This is a genomic window from Variovorax sp. PBS-H4, from assembly GCF_901827205.1.
In the GTDB taxonomy this organism is placed as follows: domain Bacteria; phylum Pseudomonadota; class Gammaproteobacteria; order Burkholderiales; family Burkholderiaceae_C; genus Variovorax.
This window is the reverse complement of record NZ_LR594675.1, coordinates 2,293,765-2,308,984: the sequence shown is the minus strand read 5'-3', so window position 1 is coordinate 2,308,984 and position 15,220 is coordinate 2,293,765. Positions and strand designations below refer to the sequence as shown.

The 15,220-nt window shown below is 65.5% G+C and carries 15 protein-coding genes; 9 read left to right on the top strand and 6 right to left on the bottom strand.

Features of this window, described 5'->3' with window-relative positions; genetic code table 11:
- Positions 1-105: 105 nt before the first annotated feature.
- From E5CHR_RS11090 to E5CHR_RS11065, 6 genes are read left to right on the top strand one after another with little or no spacing between them, the layout of a single operon-like run.
- Complete coding sequence (locus E5CHR_RS11090) at positions 106-1,071, top strand: Bug family tripartite tricarboxylate transporter substrate binding protein (RefSeq protein ID WP_162579720.1); 966 nt, start codon at positions 106-108, stop codon at positions 1,069-1,071.
- 14 nt (positions 1,072-1,085) lie between these two features.
- A complete protein-coding gene (locus E5CHR_RS11085) occupies positions 1,086-2,255 on the top strand; it encodes a CaiB/BaiF CoA transferase family protein (RefSeq protein ID WP_162579719.1) in 1,170 nt (389 codons plus the stop codon).
- Positions 2,252-2,974: an enoyl-CoA hydratase/isomerase family protein gene (locus E5CHR_RS11080; RefSeq protein WP_162579718.1), complete on the top strand. Its 723-nt coding sequence runs from the start codon at positions 2,252-2,254 to the stop codon at positions 2,972-2,974. The genes E5CHR_RS11085 and E5CHR_RS11080 overlap by 4 nt, the downstream gene beginning before the upstream one ends.
- Positions 2,975-2,985: 11 nt before the next feature.
- Positions 2,986-3,822, top strand: a complete 837-nt coding sequence (locus E5CHR_RS11075; protein ID WP_162579717.1) for a CoA transferase subunit A — start codon at positions 2,986-2,988, stop codon at positions 3,820-3,822.
- Positions 3,815-4,543: a CoA-transferase subunit beta gene (locus tag E5CHR_RS11070; RefSeq protein ID WP_162579716.1), complete on the top strand. Its 729-nt coding sequence runs from the start codon at positions 3,815-3,817 to the stop codon at positions 4,541-4,543. Before E5CHR_RS11075 ends, E5CHR_RS11070 begins: the two co-directional genes overlap by 8 nt.
- On the top strand, positions 4,543-6,048 hold the full coding sequence (locus E5CHR_RS11065) for a class I adenylate-forming enzyme family protein (RefSeq protein ID WP_162579715.1): 1,506 nt from the start codon (positions 4,543-4,545) through the stop codon (positions 6,046-6,048). The genes E5CHR_RS11070 and E5CHR_RS11065 overlap by 1 nt, the downstream gene beginning before the upstream one ends.
- 350 nt (positions 6,049-6,398) lie before the next feature.
- Here the strand turns inward: E5CHR_RS11065 and E5CHR_RS11060 are convergent, their stop codons facing one another.
- From E5CHR_RS11060 to E5CHR_RS11045, 4 genes are all read right to left on the bottom strand, one after another.
- A complete protein-coding gene (locus E5CHR_RS11060) occupies positions 6,399-7,709 on the bottom strand; it encodes a TRAP transporter large permease (RefSeq protein WP_162583682.1) in 1,311 nt (436 codons plus the stop codon).
- Between the two features lie 13 nt (positions 7,710-7,722).
- Positions 7,723-8,256: a TRAP transporter small permease subunit gene (locus E5CHR_RS11055; protein ID WP_174255714.1), complete on the bottom strand. Its 534-nt coding sequence runs from the start codon at positions 8,254-8,256 to the stop codon at positions 7,723-7,725.
- A complete protein-coding gene (locus E5CHR_RS11050; RefSeq protein ID WP_162579714.1) occupies positions 8,253-9,254 on the bottom strand; it encodes a TRAP transporter substrate-binding protein in 1,002 nt (333 codons plus the stop codon). Before E5CHR_RS11050 ends, E5CHR_RS11055 begins: the two co-directional genes overlap by 4 nt.
- Before the next feature lie 138 nt (positions 9,255-9,392).
- Positions 9,393-10,568, bottom strand: a complete 1,176-nt coding sequence (locus E5CHR_RS11045; protein WP_162579713.1) for a M24 family metallopeptidase — start codon at positions 10,566-10,568, stop codon at positions 9,393-9,395.
- A 157-nt stretch (positions 10,569-10,725) separates the two neighbouring features.
- Between E5CHR_RS11045 and E5CHR_RS11040 the strand changes: the two genes are divergently transcribed.
- The 3 genes from E5CHR_RS11040 to E5CHR_RS11030 all read left to right on the top strand — a co-directional run bounded on the left by E5CHR_RS11040 (position 10,726) and on the right by E5CHR_RS11030 (position 13,479).
- The gene (locus tag E5CHR_RS11040; RefSeq protein WP_162579712.1) at positions 10,726-11,640 is read left to right on the top strand and encodes a LysR family transcriptional regulator; all 915 of its coding nucleotides are present in this window, start codon (positions 10,726-10,728) and stop codon (positions 11,638-11,640) included.
- Positions 11,641-11,779: 139 nt separating this feature from the next.
- Entirely contained in the window at positions 11,780-12,508 is a 729-nt protein-coding gene (locus E5CHR_RS11035; RefSeq protein WP_162579711.1) for a DUF1028 domain-containing protein, read from the top strand.
- Positions 12,505-13,479, top strand: coding sequence for a Bug family tripartite tricarboxylate transporter substrate binding protein (locus E5CHR_RS11030; protein WP_162579710.1), 975 nt, complete (start codon positions 12,505-12,507; stop codon positions 13,477-13,479). Before E5CHR_RS11035 ends, E5CHR_RS11030 begins: the two co-directional genes overlap by 4 nt.
- Before the next feature lie 207 nt (positions 13,480-13,686).
- On the opposite strand, the gene E5CHR_RS11025 is transcribed toward E5CHR_RS11030, so the two are convergent.
- Entirely contained in the window at positions 13,687-14,121 is a 435-nt protein-coding gene (locus E5CHR_RS11025; protein ID WP_162579709.1) for an SgcJ/EcaC family oxidoreductase, read from the bottom strand.
- 18 nt (positions 14,122-14,139) lie between these two features.
- Entirely contained in the window at positions 14,140-15,162 is a 1,023-nt protein-coding gene (locus E5CHR_RS11020; RefSeq protein ID WP_162579708.1) for an NADP-dependent oxidoreductase, read from the bottom strand.
- Positions 15,163-15,220: the final 58 nt, after the last annotated feature.

Genomic DNA, 15,220 nt, shown 5'->3' with positions numbered 1-15,220 from the left:
AGAATGGCCATGGCCCAGTTCCAGAATACGGAACGTTTGACCCGTTGCTGTGAACAGTGGGACTCGCACAGCACCCGCGACGAATACCTATTCACTGGAGACAATATGCAGCGACGCAACTTCCTCTGCGCGACACTCGCCGCGGTGGCCACGACCCGTACTGCGTTCGCACAGTCCTGGCCCTCCAAGCCGATCCGGATGATCGTTCCCTACCCGCCGGGCGGCGCCAACGACATCACGGCACGGATCTACGGGCAGCACCTCGGCTCGGCCCTCGGCCAGTCGATCGTGATCGACAACCGGGCGGGTGCGGGCGGAGAGATCGGCGCAGAGGCAGCGGCCAACTCCGTGGGCGACGGCTACACGCTGCTCTTCGCCGCGATCGGCACGCTCACCATCCACGCAGTGGCTGCGACGAGCAAGCCTTACGACCTCAACACCGACCTGATGCCCGTGTCCATGGGCGCGGGGGTGCCTCTCGCGCTCGCCGTGCGCGCATCGCTGCCGGTGAACAGCGTCAAGGAATTCCTCGTTTACGCACGCGCGCAGAAGCAGCCCCTCACCTACGGTTCCGCAGGCAACGGCTCGACGCAGCACATGACCGGCGAGTACTTCAAGCAGGCCGCCAACGTCGGCCTCTTGCATGTGCCCTACAAGGGCAGCGGCCCGGCCATGACGGATCTGCTGGGCGGGCAGATCGACGTGGTCTTCGAGACGCTGCCTGCGCTCAGCGCCCATTACGCCAACCCGAAGATCAAGATCCTGGCGGTCACCAGCGGGACTCGCAGCAGCATGCTGCCCGAGCTGATGACCCTGCGCGAAGCCGGCGTGGCGGACTTCGATGTCACCACCTACTACGGCCTGCTCGCGCCCAAGGGCACGCCGAAGGCCATCGTCGGCCAGGTGTCTGCCGCCATGCGGGATGTCGCGAAGAAGCCCGAGTTGCTGGCCGCGATGAACAAGGCCGGCGCTGACGTCGTCACGACCACGCCCGAACGCATGCAGGCGATGGTCCAGGCCGAAATCGAGAAATGGGCCCGTGTGCAGAAGACGGCACAGATCAAACTTTGAAGAAAGAAGCTTCCATGGCACTTTCCCCTCTTCCGCTGGCGGGCGTGCGCGTCATCGAGGTCTGCAATGTTGCGGCCGGGCCCTACTGCGGGATGCTGCTCGCCGACATGGGCGCCGACGTCGTCAAGGTCGAGCATCCGGACGGCGGCGACACGCTGCGCAGCTGGCCGCCGATCAACGAGGGCTTCAGCGAGAACTTCGCCTCCCTCAACCGCAACAAGCGATCGGTGACGCTTGACCTGAAGGCGCCGGCCGACGTGATGCTGTTGCGGCGCCTTGCGCAGGATGCTCAGGTGTTGATCGAGAACAACCGCCCCGGCGTGATGGAGCGACTCGGCGTCGGCTACGAGAGCCTGAGCGCACTCAATCCGGCACTCGTCTACTGCTCGATTTCGGCCTATGGCCAGAGCGGGCCGCGCTCGCAGGAAGGCGGCTTCGACCTGACCATCCAGGCCATGAGCGGGATCATGAGCGTGACCGGAGAGCCGGACCGCCCGCCGGTGAAATGCGGCGTGCCGCTCGCTGATTTCTCCGCCGGCCTCTACGCCGCGTTCGGCATCGTGTCCGCGCTGCGGCACGCCGAAGCCACCGGCGAGGGAACGCACCTCGACGTACCGATGCTCGGCGCCACGCTGGGCATTGCCGCCTTGCAGACCTCCGAGTACTTCGGCAGCGGGCGCGACCCGGTCCAGCTTGGCTCCGCGCACCCGCGCAATGCGCCCTATCGGGTGTTCCGCAGCAAGGACGGCTACTTCGGAATGGCCGCGGGCAACAACGCGCTGTGGAAGTCCGTGTGCGACGTGATCGGCCGGGAGGACCTGCTGGCCGACGAGCGCTTCGGCTCCCCCACCCTGCGCGCCAGGCATCAGGATGCGCTGCTGGGCATCCTGGAAGAAGAGTTCGCATCCACTGACACGGCCACCTGGCTGGTGCGCTTTCGCGACGCGGGCGTGCCTTGTGCACCGATCAACCGGTATTCGCAGGTGCTTGCTGATCCCCAGGTGGAGCACATGGAGTGGGTGCAGCCGCTGGAACTGCCTAACGGCGTGCGCACGCGCACCTTTGCGTCGCCGATGCGCTTCCGGGGCAAGAACCTCCCGGTCTCGCGCCGTCCGCCGAGCCTGGGCGAGCACAACGACGAGGTACTGGGCGCGCTGCTTGCGGCCGCGGAGTCCGGCGCATGACCGACGCGGTCGCCTTGCAGCGCGACGGCGAGGTCTGGACCCTGACGCTCGCGCGCCCCGGCAAGCGCAATGCGCTCTCGTCGCAGCTCGTCGAGGCGTTGATCGAACTCGTGCAACGCGCGCCCGCGGAGGGCGCGAAGGTGCTGGTGCTGCGCGGTGAAGGGAAGAACTTCAGCGCCGGCTTCGATTTTTCCGAAGTGGAACAACAGACCGAAGGCGATCTCCTGCTGCGTTTCGTGCGCGTGGAGATGCTGCTGCAAGCGGTCGCCTCCTCGCCTTGCCTGACCGTGGCGCTCGCGCACGGCCGCACCTTCGGCGCGGGCGTGGACCTGGTGGCTGCTTGCCGGCAGCGCCATGCCACGGCCGACACCAGCTTCCGCATGCCGGGACTGAAGTTCGGCCTCGTCCTCGGTACGCGCCGCTTCGGCGAGATCGTCGGGCGCGAGCATGCCGCGTCGCTGCAGGAAGCGGCCGCGACCTTCGACGCGCCGCAGGCGGTGCAGCTCGGCTTCCTGCACGGCATCGCAGAGCAGGCGGAATGGCCTGCGCTCGTCGAGCAGGCCCGCCTCAGGGCGTCGGCTCTGCCGGCGTGGAGCCGCAGCGCACTCTACGAAGTGCTCGCGACGCGGGAGCCGGACATTGACTTGGCCTGGCTCGTGCGCTCCGCCGCGCGGCCGGGACTGAAGCAGCGGATCGCGGATTACCTCCGCTCTACCTAGAAGGAAAGAACATGGGCAGTGGATTCGGCGCTTCCGGCAAGCAGCTGGAATTGAAAGAACTGGTGGCGAAGGTGCCCGACGGCGCCTCGCTTGCTCTTGGCGGCAGCTTCCTGCACCGCGGGCCGTTCGCGTTCGTACGCGAGCTGATCCGCCAGGGGAAGACGGAGCTCGAAATCATCAAGCAGTCGCCCGGCTACGACATCGACATTCTCTGCCGTGCCGGCGTGGTGAAGAAGGTGCGTGCGGGAATCGTGGCGATGGAAGGCAATTTCGGCCTGGCACCGTACTACCGCCGCGCCATCGAGACCGGCGCCACGACGCTCGAGGAGCACGCCTGCGCCAGCCTCACCGCGGGCCTGCGCGCCGCCGCCTTCGGCATTCCGTTCCAGCCCTGCGGCGGGCTGCACGGCAGCGACATCCCTGCCCTGAACGGCTGGAAGTGCCTGGAGGACCCGTATGGTGGAGGCGAGCCGGTTTGGGTGATCCCGTCGATCCGGCCGGACTTCGCGGTCATCCACGCGAGCGAGGTCGATGTGCAGGGCAACGTTCGCGTCGCCGGCACGCACCACTGGGACCGCATCATGAGCCGCGCTGCCGGCAGCGTGCTGGTGGTCGCCGAGAAGCTGGTCGACACCGCCATCTTTGCGGGTCAGCCGGAGGCGACATTGGTTCCGCACTTCATGGTCGAGGCCTTTGCCGTCGTACCGCACGGCGCATGGCCCGGCTCATGCTGGCCGACGTACGAGATCGACTATCCAGCAGTCGAGGCCTACCTGCCGCCAGGCGAAGACGTGCTCGCGGCGCACATGGCGAAGGCACCGGAAGCGATGGAGGCCAGCCATGTCTGAGTGGTCCGGCTTCTCCTTCATCGTCACCCACCTCGCGCGCTTCATCCGTCCGAACGAGATCACCTTCAGTGGTGTCAACTCGACGATGCCGATGCTGGCGTGCCTGCTCGCCAAGCGCGCCTACGACTTCGACTTCACCTACATCAACGTGGCCGGCGGCGTCGACCCGGTGCCGTCCAAAATTCCCCTGTCGAGCTCTGACCCGGTGCTGGCCGAGCAGTCCGCCTCCATCTTCGCCAACGAGGACTTCTACGACCTGTGCACCCGCGGCCGCATGGACCTGACCTTCCTGGGCGCCGCGCAGATCGACGGGGAGGGTTGCGCCAACAACTCCGTTATCGGCGACTGGCACAGGCCCAAGGTACGGCTGCCCGGTGGCGGCGGTGGCGCGGTGATGCTGCCGACCGCGAAGCGCTCCTGCACGTGGCGCACGGAACATTCGAAACGCACCCTGGTCGACAAGCTCGACTTCCGCACGTCGTGGGGCGGCTTCCACGGTGTCGTGACCCCGATCGCCGTCTTCAGGAGGCGGGATGGGCACCTTGCGCTGCAGTCGTGGCATCCCGAAGCCAGCCTGCAGGAAGTGCGGGAGCGCACCGGATTCGACTTCGACGCCACCGGTGCGGCGCCCGCTGAGCCGCCGACGCCGCGCGAACGCGAGGCCCTGGCATCGCTGGACGCGGCGGGACGTTTCGAACGCGATGCGGCGGTGAAGCTGTGATGAGTGAAGCGGGCGTTGCTGCGTCGCACCTGCTGGAGCTCTTCGAGGCGCGCTGGACCGATCCTTCCTGGGCTTCAAGGCTTGCGCTTCAAGACGAGCGTCGCCGCTGCACGTATGCCGAACTCCACCAAGCGGTCGGCCGCTGCGCCGGCGGGCTGCGTGACGTGGGCGTACGCGAGGGCGACCGGATCGCACTCGTCATGGAACGCTCGGTCGAGCTGGTGATAGGCATCCTGGGCGCCATGGCCGCCGGCGCCTGCCCCTGCCCGCTGGAACCGAGGCTGAGCGAGGAAGAAGCACGGCGGCGCATCGACGTCGCCCGCATCCGCTGGATCGTCGCGGATGCGGCGAACGCGCGCGAGGCCGAGGCCACCGGAATCGCCGCCGAGTGCCGCCTGGCTTTTGAAGCCCTGCCCTTCGACAGCCTCTACTGGACCCATGATCTCGCGCCCGAAAGCGACGGTTTCCTGCTCTTCACTTCGGGCAGCAGCGGCAAGCCGAAAGGCGTGCTCCAGGGCCACCGAGGCATGCTGGCCAACGCGCTGGGCGTGATCCGGCACACTGGGCTGGCGCCCGCCGACCGGCTGCTGCACATCATGCCGCTGCACCACACGAACGGCGTGAACAACCAGCTGCTGGCGCCGCTCGCGGCAGGAAGCGCCGTCGTACTGGGGGCCCGCTTCAGGGCAGAGCAGATGCCCGACCTGATGGCCGCTGCGCAGCCGACGATCGTGACCGGCGTGCCGACGATGTTCGCGCGCATGCTGCCGCTGAACTTCCCGCGATCGTCGCTCGCCTCGCTGCGCATGATGCGCTGTGGCTCCGCGCCGATCACCGAAGAACTGCACCGGCGCATCGAGGACAAGTTCGGCCTGCCACTGGTGATTTCATACGGCTTGTCCGAGGCCACGTGCACGTCCACCATGAATCCTCCAGCACGACGCAAGCTCGGCTCCGTCGGCACACCGCTCCAGGGCCAGTCGGTCTATCTGCGCAGCGCCGATGGTGAACGGGTCCCCGAGCCCGGCGTGGACGGGGAGATCTGCATTGCCGGACCGAGCTTGATGAGCGGCTATCTCCTGGAAGGCGGCAATGGCGTCGCGCAGTCGCCTGGTGGGGAGGTGCGCACTGGCGACATAGGCCGTTTCGACGAAGACGGCTACCTGTTCGTGACCGGGCGGCTGAAGGATGTGATCATCCGCGGAGGCGAGAACCTGTCACCCAGGCTGATCGAAGAAGCGATCTCGGCGGTCCCCGGAGTGGCGGCCTGCTGTGTGGTGGGGAAGGCTCATGCAGATCTCGGTGAAGTCCCCGTCGCGGTCATCGTGCGGCAGCGCAGTTCCGAAGGCGCGGACGTCGAATGCGAAACGATCCGGCGCGCCGTGGCCGCGCGCCTGTCGCCCATCCATCAACCGGCCACGATGCACTTCGTCGAATCGTTGCCCGAGAACGGCACGGGCAAGGTCGATCGCAAGAGGGTACGGGAGAGCGTCGCCGACTCGTGATGGGGCTGAGGACAGCATTGCTGCATGAGCCGCTTCCGCTTTCTTGTATTGAGGATTGAAGCACTCCGGTCCGGAGCTTTCGAATGGGTGCTGCTCGAAACTCTCGATGACGTGCCCAGCTTTGAGCCTTCGCGCGCTCGGAACTCAGCTTCACCACAGACAAGAGCGCTTGGGAGGCCGGATGCCTTGCTCTGCGATCAACCATGGAAGAGCCTTCCCTGAACCTGCTCGACGACGATGCCTGAGCAGCGGCGCACCAGCTCGTCTGCCTTGAGAGCGCTGGCAACGGGCGATCAAGCGGTAAGTCATCGTCGGATTTCCCTCTAGACAAATGGATGGGCAGGGCGTGGCTATCGCTCAGGCCCCATGACAAGGTTGGGGAGAACGGTCACGATGCTCGGAAACACCGTGAGCAGCGCAATGCAGACGATGAGGCAGAAAAAGAACGGGATGGCTGCCTTGGCGATGACGGTGCTGTCCTTGCCCGTCATGTTCTGCAGGACGAACAGATTGAAGCCGACCGGGGGCGTCACTTGGGCGATTTCCACCAGCATGACGACGAAGATGCCGAACCAGACCAAGTCGAAACCTGCCTTCTGGATCATGGGCAGCACGACCGCGGTGGTCAGCACGATCATCGAGATGCCGTCAAGCGCCGTGCCCAACACGAGGTAGACCACAACCAGGGCAGCAATCATTGCCTGAGGCGACAGCTGCATGCCGTCCACCCAACCGGCGAGCGCGAGCGGAATGCCAGTGAACGCCATCGTCTTTGTCAGGAATGCGGCGCCGCCCAAGATGAACATGATCATGCAACTGGCGCGGGTGGCGCCGACCAGCCCGTCCATGAAGTTGCGCACGGTTAGCGACCGCCCCCAGGCCGCGATGGCGAGCGAGCCCACCACGCCGCAGGCTGCACACTCCGTCGCCGTCGCGTAGCCGGCCACCAGCACCCACACGATGAAGACGATGAGCGCCGCACAAGGAATGAGGTTGCCGCTCGCGCGCAGCTTCTGGCGCAAACTGGTTGGCGGATCGGCAGGCGGCATGCGCTCAGGATGGCGTGCCGACCACCAGCCGATGTAGCCCATGAACAGCCCCATCAGAAGCAGCCCGGGCAGGAAGCCGGCCAGAAAGATCCGAATCACTGAAGCATCGGCAGCCACGGCGTACACGACCATGGTGATCGACGGCGGGATCAGGATGCCCAGGGTTCCACTGGTGGCCAGGGCGCCCAAGGCCAGGTTCTCGTCGTAGCCGCGCCTTCTGAGTTCCGGCAGGGCGACCTTGGAGATGGTGGCGCAGGTGGCGGCCGAAGAGCCACAGACCGACCCGAAGATGCCGCAGCCCAGCACGGTCGTGTGCATAAGCCGGCCAGGGATGCGGTTGAGCCACGGCCGCAAGCCTTCGAACATCTCTTCGCTGAGCTTGGTCCGGAAAAGAATCTCACCCATCCAGATAAACAGGGGCAGTGCTGCCAGCTCCCAGGAGGCATTGCTGTCCCAGAACGCCGAGAACAGATTCTTACCGGGCTCAGTGGCGGTGAAGAAGAACTGCCCGACCCAACCACAGAGGGCGAGCGTCATCGCGATCCACAAGCCGCCTGCCAGCAACACCAGCATCAGGACGAGCAGCAGCAGGCCGATTCCAAGAGTTTCCATCGCAAAGGTGCTTTCAGATGTCGGAAGAGAAGTCGCCTCGCGCATGGCGTTCCTGGACGGCGGCGACGTAGGTCGGCACACCGCCGCGCAGCACGATGGCGGCCTCGTCGAGCACGGCGATCAAGAAGACCCAGGCACCCACCACGAAGCTGAGTTGGGGAATCCACAGTGGCCAGGCCAGCATGCCGGTGCCCATTTCGTGGAACTCCCAGCTTTCCCAGGTGAACACGGTGGCCCACCAGGCCAGGTAGGCGATGGCGATGCACGCCACGCACAGGGCCACCACCTCGAGCACACGCCCGGACCGAGCTCCCAGCTTGTCGAAGACCAGGGTCACCCGGACGAAATCGCCATGCCTGAATGCATGCGCCATGGGCAGGAACGCGGCCGCTGCGCACAGCCACGCGACCAGGTCGTTGGCGCCACCGGTGGGCATGCCCGCAACCCGGCCCAGGCTCTGCCCAACCATGACCACGCAGATGGTCAGCACGCAGAACGCGCCCAGGTAACCGCAGGCTTCGTAGACGGCGTCGAGCAGCCGCCTCACTTGCGCACCGCCTGACTGTCGCTGGCGCGCAGTTGCTGATACTGCGTGACGATCCCGGCCGCATCCGGACCGGCTTTCTTCTGCCAGTCCTGCAGCAACTGCTGGCCCATCCGCTGCACGTCCGCGCGCAGCGTTGGCGAGGGCTCGGAGACGGTCATGCCCTTCTCGCGCAGAGTTCTTTTCGAAGCCTCGTTCCACTCGTTGCTCAGTTGCCAGCCCCGGTCCTCGGCGGCCTCGGCGGCCTTCATCACGGCCTGCTGCTGCTCCACACTGAGAGACCGGAACGCCTTGGCGTTCACGAAGACGGCGTTCTTGGGCAGGCCAGCCTGCAGGTCGTAGAAATACTTGACCTGCTCATATGCGCGGCTGTCGACACCGGTCTGCGTGGATGTCATGAAGGCCTCGACCACGCCAGTAATGAGGGCCTGGCTGAGCTCCGCCGGCTGCACGGTCACCGGCTGCGCCTGCATCAGCTCTCCCATGCGCGTCGTGGCCGGCGAATAGGCGCGCCATTTGATGCCCCGCATGTCGGCGATGGAGTCGACCGCCCGCTTGCTGTAGATGCCGGAAGCCGGCCACGGCACGCAGTACAACAGCACTATGCCCTGCTTCTCCAGGTAGGCCTGCAGCACCGGCTTCTGCACCTGGTACAGCTTGCGCGCATCGGCGTAGCTGGTCGCAAGGAACGGCACGCCGTCAACGCCCAGGACGGCACTTTCGTTCTCGTAGGCGGTCATCAGAATTTCGCCGGCCTGGACCTGGCCGCCTTGCACAGCGCGCTTGATCTCGCTGCCCTTGAACAGACTGGAATTGGCATGCAGGGTGATGCGCAGCTGTCCCTGCGTTCCCCTCTCGACATCGGCGGCGAATTCCGCCAGGTTGGCCACATGGAGATTGCTGGTGACGAAGGCCGAGGCCAAGTCCCACTTCTTCAGGGCGAACGCCGCAGGGCTTAGGGCGAAGGCGGCGAGCACCAGACCGGTCTTGAGAAAGCGCATGAAAGACTCCTGCACAAGTGCGATGCGGGCTGGCCGCGCGAGAGGCGGACGTGGTCTGTCCCCTGGGGGGACGCTGCCCTGGTTGAAATAGCTGGGATGGATCGGAAGCCGCAGCGCACGGGCTGCGGAGAAGGCCGGCTACGCCAGCGTCAGTGCTTGTCCGAGTACCGGGATGTCGCGCGGTGCCAGGCCATGGGTGAGTAGACGGGTTCCGCCCTCGGTGACGACCACCAGGTCCTCGGTGTGGTAGAGGTTGCCGTCCTCGTCCCTGGTGAGCGGCTCGATGTTGATCACCATGCCGGGCACCAGCACCGTGTCCTCGCCAGGGCGGATCATGGGACTCTCATGCGCTTCGATGCCGAAGGAATGGCCGACATGCGGCAGCGTGCAGGGCAGGCCACGGTCTGCGAACGCTGCACGGCAGGTCTCGAACAACTCGCCTGCGGTGACGCCGGGCCTGATGGAAGCGATGGTCAGCGCCTGTACCTCGCAGAGCGCGCGGTAGACCTCGCGGTGCATCGGACGGGGTTCCCCGGTGGAATAAGTTCGTGCAACATCGCTCGCATACGCGCCGTAGGTGCCGCCGACGTCCAGCCGCAGGATCTCCGAGACGCGGGTGGCGTCCGGCGACGGTGCGTTGTGGATCTGCGGCGTGCGAGGTCCCGAGGCCAAGTGAAAATGCTGGACGCCGCTGGCCCCCTGGTCGAACATGCGCTTGATGATGCGGTTGGCGATCAGTTGGTCGGTGTCGCCCAGGCGGCTTTCGGCGAGCGCTTCGACTATGGCCCGGTGTGTCTCGCGTGTGGTCTTCTCCAGCCACGCAACCTCGGTGGCGGACTTGATGGCGCGCACGGCTGCGACAGCCTCGGTGGTGTCGATGAACTGCGCTTCGGGCAGCAAGGCGGTGAGGCGGGCGAATGCCGCGGCCGGCACGTACTCCATGTCGAAACCGATGCTGGCGGAGCCCAGTCCCATTTCCTGCAAGGTATCCGCCAGGCAGGTGATGGGATCGTCGCGGAACTCGGTGTAGGGGAGCACGTCCGCCATCCAACTTTCGACGCGCACCAGGTCTTCTTCGATGCCGCAGACGATAGCGCGGGCGCAGCCTCGCCGGGTCAGGATGGCAAAGGCGTGCCGCGGGCGGATCGTCTTGAGCGTGGTGATGTAGGCGCCGGCCAGATAGGTGAAGTTCTCCGGGCTCATGCATACCAGTGCGTCGATGTTCTTGCGCGCGATCAGCGCTTGCAGCGCTTGCAGGTTGGGGCGTATGTCCGTGTCGAATCCGGTGTGTTGCAGTTGTGTGACGCGGTCCATTCTTCAGCGATCGCAATGACTGCACAAACTGATTCTGTCGAGGCAAGCTTCGGAAAATCCGATGTTGGCGTTTGACCTGTTGCAGGCACCAAGCTTGCATGCGAGCCTTGCCCCGACTGCGACCCTCCTCCTCCTGCATCACTTTCTGGACCATGACATGGTGCGCTTCGACATCTCCGACCTGCGAATCTTCGTCAACGTGGTGCAGGCCGGCAGCATCGCACTGGGCGCCGAGCGGTCCCACCGCGCAGCGGCGTCCATCAGCGCTCGCATCAAGGAGATGGAGATCGAGATGGGCACGCCCTTGCTGACCCGCGCGCGCACTGGCGTAGTGCCCACCGAGGCAGGCCGCAAGCTGCTGGAGCACGGTTTTCGCCTGCTGAACGAAGTTCAACGCATGAACGACGACTTGGCGGAGTACGGAAATCGCGCCAAGAGCTTCATCAAGCTCTACTGCAACACGGTGTCGCTGTACGAGTTCCTGCACAAGCCGATCAGCACCTACCTGCGCCGCAATCCCAGCACGACGTTGACCATCGAGGAGCTGGTCAACCACCAGATTCCCCAGGCGGTCGTCGATGGCAGTGCAGACATCGGGGTGGTGGCGGAGCCCGTGGACACCAAGGGGCTGGAGACGATCCCGTTCGCGCTGGACCGTTACGTGGTGATTTCCAGCACGGATGTCGCGCCGCTGGTCGGCCGGCGCTTCGTCGACTTCCTGGGTTTCGAGTTTGTCGGACCCGGTCGCGGCAGCTGGATGCACACCATGCTGCAGCAGCATGCGGCCGACGAAGGAAAGCCGCTGCGCTACAGCGTGCAGCTGCGGAGCTTCTCGATGACCTGCGAGCTGGTCGCCGATGGGGTCGGCATCGGCATCGTGCCGGCGTCCGCCGCGGAACGCATGCAAAAGCGCGTTCCCTTGCGCGTCACCGAACTGGAGGACTCGTGGGCCAAGCTCCCGCTGAAGCTCTGCGTGCGCAGTCGCGACGAGCTGTCCAGGCAGTCACGGGCGCTGCTCGACTTCCTTGCCAACCAGGAGCATCAGGAGCGACCGAAGCTGCGGTCCGCGTGAGCTAAGGTCCCGCAGCGCCTTCTGCGCTCCGAGGCCTCCTTGTGGCCAGCGGATTTTCCGAAGGGTCACTCCAGATTTCCTGCTTTTCGCAGCGCAACGAGATCGGAAGAATCGGGGGCATCAACCCACTTTCCCCGACATGACCTACTCCGTGATTGGCCGATGCCCAAAGACCCATGAGGTCGGCATCGCAATAGCAACCTACTCCCTGGCGTGCGGTTCTTTTGCCCAGGGCGCCCACGGTGGCTTCGGCGTCGCCATGACGCAGGCAAACGTGCGCAAAGGAAACGCCCACTTGGCGAACAAGCTGCTTGCCCTCGGTTACTCCAGCCAGAGCGTCGTGCAGGCGCTGGTGCAGGACGACGCACACGAGAGCCTGCGCCAGATCGCTGTCATGACCCGAGATGGACGCGTGGCCGCCCACACAGGCAGTGCGGTCGCCGGATGGGCCGGCCAGAAGGTCGGCACCGACCACGTGGTGTTCGGCAACGTCCTGGTCGGCGAACACGTGCTGGACGCGATGGCCGCAGGCTTCTGTGCCGAGCCAGGACAGCCGCTGGTCGAACGGCTCATCCAGTCGTTGGAATGCGGCCGCGACGCCGGAGGCCAGGGCAGCGCCACCTCGCACATGGCCGAGCGCTCGGCATGCGTGGTCGTCACCGGGCCCCAAAAGCCCCAGGCCCTGTGGGACCTGCGCGTGGACCTGCACCGCACCGCCGTGGAGGAACTGCGGCGCGTCTACCACGCCTTCGCCCACTACCACTGCTACTACGAAGACCGGGATCAAGACCCCAGCCGCTGTCGTTCGCAGGTGGCCTGGGAACGGGACAGCCTGACCGAAACGCAACGCGCGGAGCTTTTGAAATGACGATGACGAAATCGATGCTGTCCCTGTGTGCCGCGGCCGGCATCGCCGCCACGACGCTCATGTCCACCCCGGCTCCTGCCCAGGACTGGCCCAAGGCGCCGGTCCGCATCATCCTGCCGTTCACCCCTGGCGGCGGTGACCAGGTGTTCCGGATCATCTCGCCGCTGCTGCAGGAAAAGTGGAAGCAGCCCGTCGTCATCGAGTACAAGCCCGGCGCCAGCAACATCATCGCCACCGACTACATCGTCAAGTCCAAGCCGGACGGCTACACGATCGGCGTGACCGGTGCGACGGTCGCCAACAACCCGCTGTTCTACAAGATCATTCCCTACACCTACGACGACTTCAGTGGAATCACGCGCGTGGTGAACCTGGAGATGGCTCTGGTCGCCCGCAACGATGCCCCGTTCAACTCGATTCCCGAGTTGGTGGCCTATGCGAAGGCCCATCCGGGCCAACTCAACTGGGGCACGGGCGGCTTCGGCGCCACCTACGCGGGATTCCGTCAATTCATGTACGCCTCAGGGATTGACATGGTCCATGTGAACTTCCCGGGTTGGTCGCAAGCGCTGTCAGAACTCATGGGCGGGCGCCTGGACCTGGTCATCAATCCGCATGATTCGAGCGTGCAGTTCGTCAAGGCCAACCGCATAAAGATGATCGCGTCGTTCGGCCCGAAGCGGATCGCGGGCTTCGAGAAGGTGCCTGCCGTCAACGAGTCGTATGCCGGCGTCGACATCACGCCCTACCTCGCCTTCATCGCCCCCAAGGGAACGCCGGGCCCGATTCTCCAGAAGATCCACCAGGATACCGCCCAAGTCCTGAACGAGCCAGCCGTCAAACGGCAGCTGGCTGACCTCGGCCTCAATGTCGCGACCTCGACACCTGAAGAGACAGATCGCTCGTTTCGCAGCGAGACGGTGGAGTGGGCGAGGATCGCGCGTCAGATCAAGCTGCCTCCTCCGCAGTAACTGTCATTCAGCCAAGCGCGCAGAACGGCGATACGTTGGCCGGTCTTCTCTGGGCGCTTGCAGTCGACAGACAGGCAGCGCGTGCGCCACTGTCGCACTTGTGGCGACCGCCAACCGGAGCAGAGCTTCAGCGTCCGCTTCTACTCGGATCGGTCGCTGACGCCGCAGTGGCCCGAAGGCCACTTCTGGCCGCATTCTGCCGCTCGATCAAGAACCCCGGTCGGCTCTCAACACGGCTTCTCCCGTTCTTGGATTCGTCAGCGTGACGTTCTCAAGCGCCTTGATTCCCCACTGGCCAACCTGCCGTGTGAGAACAGCAAGGATCAATGTGTCGACAACGTGCGGGCCCGCAGGATGAGCCACACCGACCGTGAGGCGACTCCAGAAGTGCATGACTGCCGCATCGTCGCTGATCGGGGCCACGTCGATGAGTTCGTTCTCCAGCGTGGAATCGCTGTAGATGGTTGCGTGGATGGGCGCATGCAGCTTGACGATCTCCTCGATGCCGCGCACGTAGTGCCCGAACCGGTTGACGAATGTCGCATCGTCACGGAATAGTGCCCCGAGGGCCTTCATGTCGTGGGTGTTCCAAGCGGCTTCAAACGCTGGAGGCACATCTTCGGGCTTTTCTATTCGATTCATGGGGACGCTCTCCGCGGCTCAGTCGACGGTGAGGACGATCTTGCCCTGAATGTGCCCGCGCGCGGCGCGTTCGTGCGCGGTGCGCGCATCTGCCAGCGCGAAGGTGCTGTCCACCACGACGCGGATCGTGCCGTCGTCCAGCAGCCGCGAGAGCTGCGCCAATTGCGCGCCGTTCGATCGCACCTGCGTGGCCGAGACGGTCACGCCCCGGTTGCGCGCCTCCTCGATTGCGTCGAAGCCGAGAGGGAAGATCGGGAACAGGGCGCCGCCGCGCTTGATCGTGCGCAGGAAGCGACCCGTGGCCGGGCCACCGATGGAATCAACGACGAGATCGATGTCGCGCACCGCTTCATCCGCGTTCGTCTTCGCGTAGTCGATGAATTCATCGGCGCCCAGTTCGCGCAGCAGCGCCTCGTGCCTGCCGGACGCCACCGCGATCACGCGTGCGCCCTTCCACTTCGCCAGCTGCACCGCGAAGTGGCCGACGCCGCCGGCCGCGCCGTTGACGAGCACTGTGCGCCCCTGCAGCGGCACCGGCACGTGCTGATGCGGCTGCAGGGGGTTCTGCTCGTCGTGACCCAGATCGATCAGGAACTGCCAGGCCGTCAGCAGGGACATCGGCGCCGCCGCCGCATGCACGTGGTCAATGGCCGTGGGCTTGCGCGCGAGCTCGTTGGCCGGCACGCTCACGTACTCGGCGTAGGCCTTGCTGCCCTCGAACACGCCGCTGGGAAAGCGCACCATCGAATAGACCTCGTCGCCGGGCGCGAAGCCGCTCACGTCCGGCGCGACGGCATCCACCACGCCCGACACGTCGGTGCCCGGAATCAGCGGGAACGCGCCCTTGGGCCGCCACTCGGGCGGCAGCGACTTGTAGCCCTCGCGCAGGTACCAGTCGGGCGGGTTCAGCCCCACGGCGCGCACGCGCACCAGCACTTCGCCCGCTTGCAGTCGAGGCACCGGCGCATCCTCGTAGCGCAGCACTTCGGGCCCGCCGAACCCATGCAGGCGCACCGCCTTCATCGTGGTCTTGGTGGTCATCGTCTTGTCCTTTCCCTGGAACTGGGTTAACGGAGCATTGCTCCGGATAGCCGTCGAT

Coding starts and splice junctions, on each gene's coding strand:
- E5CHR_RS11090 (WP_162579720.1), top strand. CDS start 106: ATGCAGCGACGCAACTTCCTCTGCGCGACACTCGCCGCGGTGGCCACG.
- E5CHR_RS11075 (WP_162579717.1), top strand. CDS start 2,986: ATGGGCAGTGGATTCGGCGCTTCCGGCAAGCAGCTGGAATTGAAAGAA.
- E5CHR_RS11020 (WP_162579708.1), bottom strand. CDS start 15,162: ATGACCACCAAGACCACGATGAAGGCGGTGCGCCTGCATGGGTTCGGC.
- E5CHR_RS11035 (WP_162579711.1), top strand. CDS start 11,780: ATGACCTACTCCGTGATTGGCCGATGCCCAAAGACCCATGAGGTCGGC.
- E5CHR_RS11045 (WP_162579713.1), bottom strand. CDS start 10,568: ATGGACCGCGTCACACAACTGCAACACACCGGATTCGACACGGACATA.
- E5CHR_RS11070 (WP_162579716.1), top strand. CDS start 3,815: ATGTCTGAGTGGTCCGGCTTCTCCTTCATCGTCACCCACCTCGCGCGC.
- E5CHR_RS11030 (WP_162579710.1), top strand. CDS start 12,505: ATGACGATGACGAAATCGATGCTGTCCCTGTGTGCCGCGGCCGGCATC.
- E5CHR_RS11025 (WP_162579709.1), bottom strand. CDS start 14,121: ATGAATCGAATAGAAAAGCCCGAAGATGTGCCTCCAGCGTTTGAAGCC.
- E5CHR_RS11065 (WP_162579715.1), top strand. CDS start 4,543: ATGAGTGAAGCGGGCGTTGCTGCGTCGCACCTGCTGGAGCTCTTCGAG.
- E5CHR_RS11060 (WP_162583682.1), bottom strand. CDS start 7,709: ATGGAAACTCTTGGAATCGGCCTGCTGCTGCTCGTCCTGATGCTGGTG.
- E5CHR_RS11080 (WP_162579718.1), top strand. CDS start 2,252: ATGACCGACGCGGTCGCCTTGCAGCGCGACGGCGAGGTCTGGACCCTG.
- E5CHR_RS11040 (WP_162579712.1), top strand. CDS start 10,726: ATGGTGCGCTTCGACATCTCCGACCTGCGAATCTTCGTCAACGTGGTG.
- E5CHR_RS11085 (WP_162579719.1), top strand. CDS start 1,086: ATGGCACTTTCCCCTCTTCCGCTGGCGGGCGTGCGCGTCATCGAGGTC.
- E5CHR_RS11050 (WP_162579714.1), bottom strand. CDS start 9,254: ATGCGCTTTCTCAAGACCGGTCTGGTGCTCGCCGCCTTCGCCCTAAGC.